This is a genomic window from Kitasatospora sp. MY 5-36 (genome assembly GCF_001182915.1).
Taxonomy (GTDB): Bacteria; Actinomycetota; Actinomycetes; order Streptomycetales; family Streptomycetaceae; genus Kitasatospora.
In genome coordinates this window covers 1-4,081 of record NZ_LFVW01000822.1, presented here as the reverse complement: position 1 = coordinate 4,081, position 4,081 = coordinate 1, and the positions used below count along the sequence as shown (strand labels likewise).

The window sequence follows — 4,081 nt, the reverse complement described above, 5'->3', positions numbered from 1 at the left end:
CGTCGGCGGCCCCGGGCGCGCCGATCCGGCCGGTGAACCGGCCCGCGAGCAGGACCACCGCGACGGCGGTGGGCAGGGCGGCGGCGGCCCGGGCGAGGCCTCGGACCCGCAGGACCGCCTGGGCGTGAGCGCGCGCGATGTCGACTGCTGCCATACGGTGCGGCACCCCCTTCGGAGCCCTCGGGCGCCCGGCTTCGGGCCCTGAGCCGACTCGAAATGATCAGTTCCGACCGGGAAGCGGAGGCGTCCGATCCCCGGTAGTGCATGCTGCGTGGCGCTACTGACATTTTCGACGCCCCGGTCCGGGTGGGCGTTCCGGATCACCCCGGTTTCCACTCGTCCCGGTGACACTGCCCGGATTCCGGACGCCGGCGGCCGGTCCGGTGCGAAGCACCCGACGACCGCCCGGCCGGACGCCGTCCAGCATCCCCCCGTGGGAGCACCGCTACCCGGCGGCGACCCCGGCGCACGGGCCCCGCGCACCGCGATCCAGCGCACCATAAGGCCGCACAGCCGGTTGCGTCAGCCGGATGCGGGTGCTGTCACCCGATGGGCTGGAATCCGTCGGCCGAACGGTGAGTCCGCCCCGGTGGCCCCTCCAGCCCCGAAACGCCCGGGGCACTGCGCCCATGGGGGTTGACCGGCCAGCTCGGTTGTTCGAGCTTCGCTCGCCCCTGCCGGCGGTCCCCCGCCGCGGGCCCGAGCGGGGCCGTCACACGCCGCGGCCCCCGTGCGAGCGGTTCGCACGGGGGCCGCGGTCGGCACGGGCACGGGTGGCCTCAGGCGGTGGCCGCCTTCAGCGCGATGTCGGTGCGGTGCTGGCCGCCCTTGAGGGAGATCCGGTCCACCGCGGCGTACGCGCGCTCGCGCGCCTCGGCCAGGTCGGCGCCGGTCGCGGTGACCGACAGCACGCGGCCGCCGGCGCTCAGCACCTGGCCGTCCTCGCCCGCCGTCGTCCCGGCGTGCAGCACGAACGCGGTGCCGTCCGCCTCGGCCTCGGCCAGGCCGTCGATCGGGTCGCCGGTGCGCGGGGCGGCCGGGTAGCCCTCGGAGGCGACGACCACGGTGACGGCCGCGCCCTCGTCCCAGCGCAGCGGCTCCAGCTGGTCCAGGGTGCCGTTGGCGGAGGCCAGCAGCACGCCCGCCAGCGGGGTGCGCAGCCGGGCCAGCACGACCTGGGTCTCCGGGTCGCCGAAGCGGGCGTTGAACTCGATCACCCGGGTGCCGCGCGAGGTGAGCGCCAGGCCCGCGTACAGCAGGCCGGAGAACTCGGTGCCGCGGCGGCGCAGCTCGTCCACGGTCGGCTGGAGGACGGTCTCCAGGACCTCCTCGACCAGCCCGGCGGGCGCCCACGGCAGCGGCGAGTAGGCGCCCATGCCGCCGGTGTTGGGGCCCTCGTCGCCGTCCAGCGCGCGCTTGAAGTCCTGGGCGGGCTGGAGCGGGACGACGGTGGTGCCGTCGGTGATCGCGAACAGCGAGACCTCGGGGCCGTCCAGGTACTCCTCGATGACCACGCGCTCGCAGGCGGCGGCGTGCGCCAGCGCCTCCGCGCGGTCGGAGGTGACCACGACGCCCTTGCCGGCGGCCAGGCCGTCGTCCTTCACCACGTACGGGGCGCCGAAGGCGTCCAGCGCCTCGGCCGCCTCGGCGGCGGTGGTGCAGACGTAGGAGCGGGCGGTGGGCACGCCGGCCGCGGCCATCACGTCCTTGGCGAAGGCCTTCGAGCCCTCCAGTCGGGCGGCCGCCGCGGACGGGCCGAACACCGGGACGCCGGCCGCGCGCACGGCGTCCGCGACGCCGGCCACCAGCGGGGCCTCCGGCCCGACCACCACCAGGGCGGCGCCGAGCCGGCCGGCCAGCGCGGCGACCTGCGCACCGTCCAGCTGGTCGACCGGGTGGACCGTCGCGACCTGCGCGATCCCGGCGTTGCCCGGGGCACAGTGCAGTTCGGACACAGCGGGATCTTGGGACAGAGAGCGGCACAGGGCGTGTTCGCGGGCGCCGCCGCCGATGACGAGGACCTTCACGCCTGGCAGCGTAGTCGGTGGCCTGTTCCGGCCGCTCTCCGGTCCCGTCGGATCCTCCAGGCGGAACGCTCCGTACGCCGAGCACACTGGAGGATCGTCCAAGCCCGACCGGGCCGATTCGGCGACGGGTGCCCGGGTCACGACGGCGGGTCACCGGACCCTCGCTCGGACGGGTGAAATCTCGCCGACCCCCGCAACCCGCCCACCTCGGGTTCCGTTGGCCGAAACCGGTAACGATCAGCGGAGAAGCGCCCCCACGGTCAGCCATTTGGCGGTAAGAAGTGCTGTTGGAGAACCACCGGCGGACACCACGTCAGCCGTTGCGCCGACAGACCCAGCAGTCCGCCCGCCACAGGGAGCCCCACAGGTGAGCCAGCCGGAAATGCAGCCCGAGGAGAGTGCCTGGGGCAAGGAGATCGGCGAGGAGGACCCGCCCGCCGCCGCCGTCGTCCGACGGGCCTCCACCCGACGCCGGGACGATCTGAGCACCCGACAGTTCCCGCTCGGGGACTGGGGCGAGCCCGCCGAACGGCTGGAGGAGCTCTACCGCTGGTCCGAGGAGCGGGCGGTCGAGGCCATCGAGTGGTACCGCCGGGACCGGATCTGGAAGCGCCGCTGGGCGCGCCTGCTGCGGTTCGGCGCGGCCGGCTTCGCGGTGGGCGGGGTGACCGCCCCGCTGGTCGACCTGGCCGGCGCCTTCGCCAACGGCACCGGCTGGGGCTACGTCGGCTTCGCGCTCTCCGCCGGCTGCCTGGCCGCCGACCGGGTCTTCGGCCTCACCTCCGGCTGGATGCGGGACGTCTCCACCGGACAGGCGCTGCAACGCCGCCTGGAGGCCTTCCAGTTCGACTGGGCGTCGGAGTGCGTGCGCGAGGTGCTCGGCCCGACCGAGGGCACCGCGGGCGAGGCCGCCGAGCGCTGCCTGGGCGTGCTGCGCCGGTTCTGCGAGGACGTCTCCGACATGGTCCGCTCCGAGACCTCGGAGTGGATGCTGGAGTTCCGCGCCTCGATGACCCAGCTGCCCACCCAGTCCGGCGGGGCCTGGGGCGGGCGCAGCGAGCCCGGGGTGGGCGCCCAGGTGCGGGTGCTGCCGCCGCCGGGCACCCGGCCCACCATGCCGCGTCAGCGGCCGCCGGAGGGGCCGCTGCGCTAGCGGTCGGGGCCGGGAGCCGGATCGCGACTCAGGGCTCAGGGCTCAGGGCTCAGGGCTCAGGGCTCAGGCGAAGACGATCATCGAGCCCTGGGCGACGCTCCTGGTCGCCGCCGCGTACAACCCCGACCAGGCGTGCCGCTCCCGGGCGAAGGGGTGGACGTCGTCGATCGGCGGCCCGAACGGCTGCTCCAGGCCGGTCGGGCCGAGCGGCCGGGTCGGGTCCGGCGGGTTGAGCGGGTCGATGCCCAGCGCCGGTGCGACGGCCTGGAGTTCGCGCAGCAGCCCGTGGCTGGAGCCGAGCGGGCCGCCGGAGGCGAGCAGCGTCTCGTCCACCAGCGGCACCGCGAACTCGACCGGCACGTACGCGCCGGCGTGGTCGAAGTGCCAGACCAGGTGCGACTGTTCGGCGCCGCTCTCGAACATCTCCAGCAGCTGCTCGTAGTCGCCGCCGAGCGTGTCGACCGGGGTGATGTCCAGTCCGGTGAGGCCCAACAGATAGGCGCGGCGCAGGAAGTGCAGCGAGTCGTAGTCGAAGGCGGCTATCGGCTCGACCGCACCGCTGATGCCCGGGACGAACTGGTAGACCGGCACCTCGGGCAGCCCGCGCGAGGCCAGCACCGCGTTGTAGAGCGCGAGGTCGTCCCGGAAGGGGTTGTCGGGACTGTGGCTCAGCACGTCCACCAGCGGGACGAGCCAGAGGTCGCAGGCCATGGCCGGCAGTTCCTCTCCGGAGGCGGGGATCGCCCGCGGAGACGGGGCGACGACGGGGGCTTGGGTCGGTACCCGGACGGCCCGTTGGCGGGGCGCCCGGTCCGACGCCCGCCCACCCTACCGGCCCGGCGCGGCGTGCGGGTCGGACCGCCCCCGCGGGGCCTCCGGGGGCGGCTCGGGCAGCCGCCGG

3 protein-coding genes are annotated in these 4,081 nt (G+C 75.3%); 1 reads left to right on the top strand and 2 read right to left on the bottom strand.

Annotated elements, in window-relative coordinates:
* Window positions 1-779: 779 nt before the first annotated feature.
* Entirely contained in the window at window positions 780-2,027 is a 1,248-nt protein-coding gene (gene purD, locus AE652_RS36745) for a phosphoribosylamine--glycine ligase (RefSeq protein WP_049659445.1), read from the bottom strand.
* Window positions 2,028-2,394: 367 nt separating this feature from the next.
* Here purD and AE652_RS36740 point away from each other — a divergent pair, with 367 nt between their 5' ends.
* Window positions 2,395-3,180 carry an SLATT domain-containing protein gene (locus AE652_RS36740; protein WP_082346216.1) on the top strand — a complete coding sequence of 262 codons (786 nt, stop codon included), beginning with the start codon at window positions 2,395-2,397 and terminating at the stop codon, window positions 3,178-3,180.
* 63 nt (window positions 3,181-3,243) lie between these two features.
* Here AE652_RS36740 and AE652_RS36735 read toward each other — a convergent pair whose 3' ends face one another.
* Window positions 3,244-3,891 carry a hypothetical protein gene (locus AE652_RS36735; protein ID WP_049659440.1) on the bottom strand — a complete coding sequence of 216 codons (648 nt, stop codon included), beginning with the start codon at window positions 3,889-3,891 and terminating at the stop codon, window positions 3,244-3,246.
* Window positions 3,892-4,081 lie beyond the last annotated feature (190 nt).

Coding starts and splice junctions, on each gene's coding strand:
- AE652_RS36735 (WP_049659440.1), bottom strand. CDS start 3,891: ATGGCCTGCGACCTCTGGCTCGTCCCGCTGGTGGACGTGCTGAGCCAC.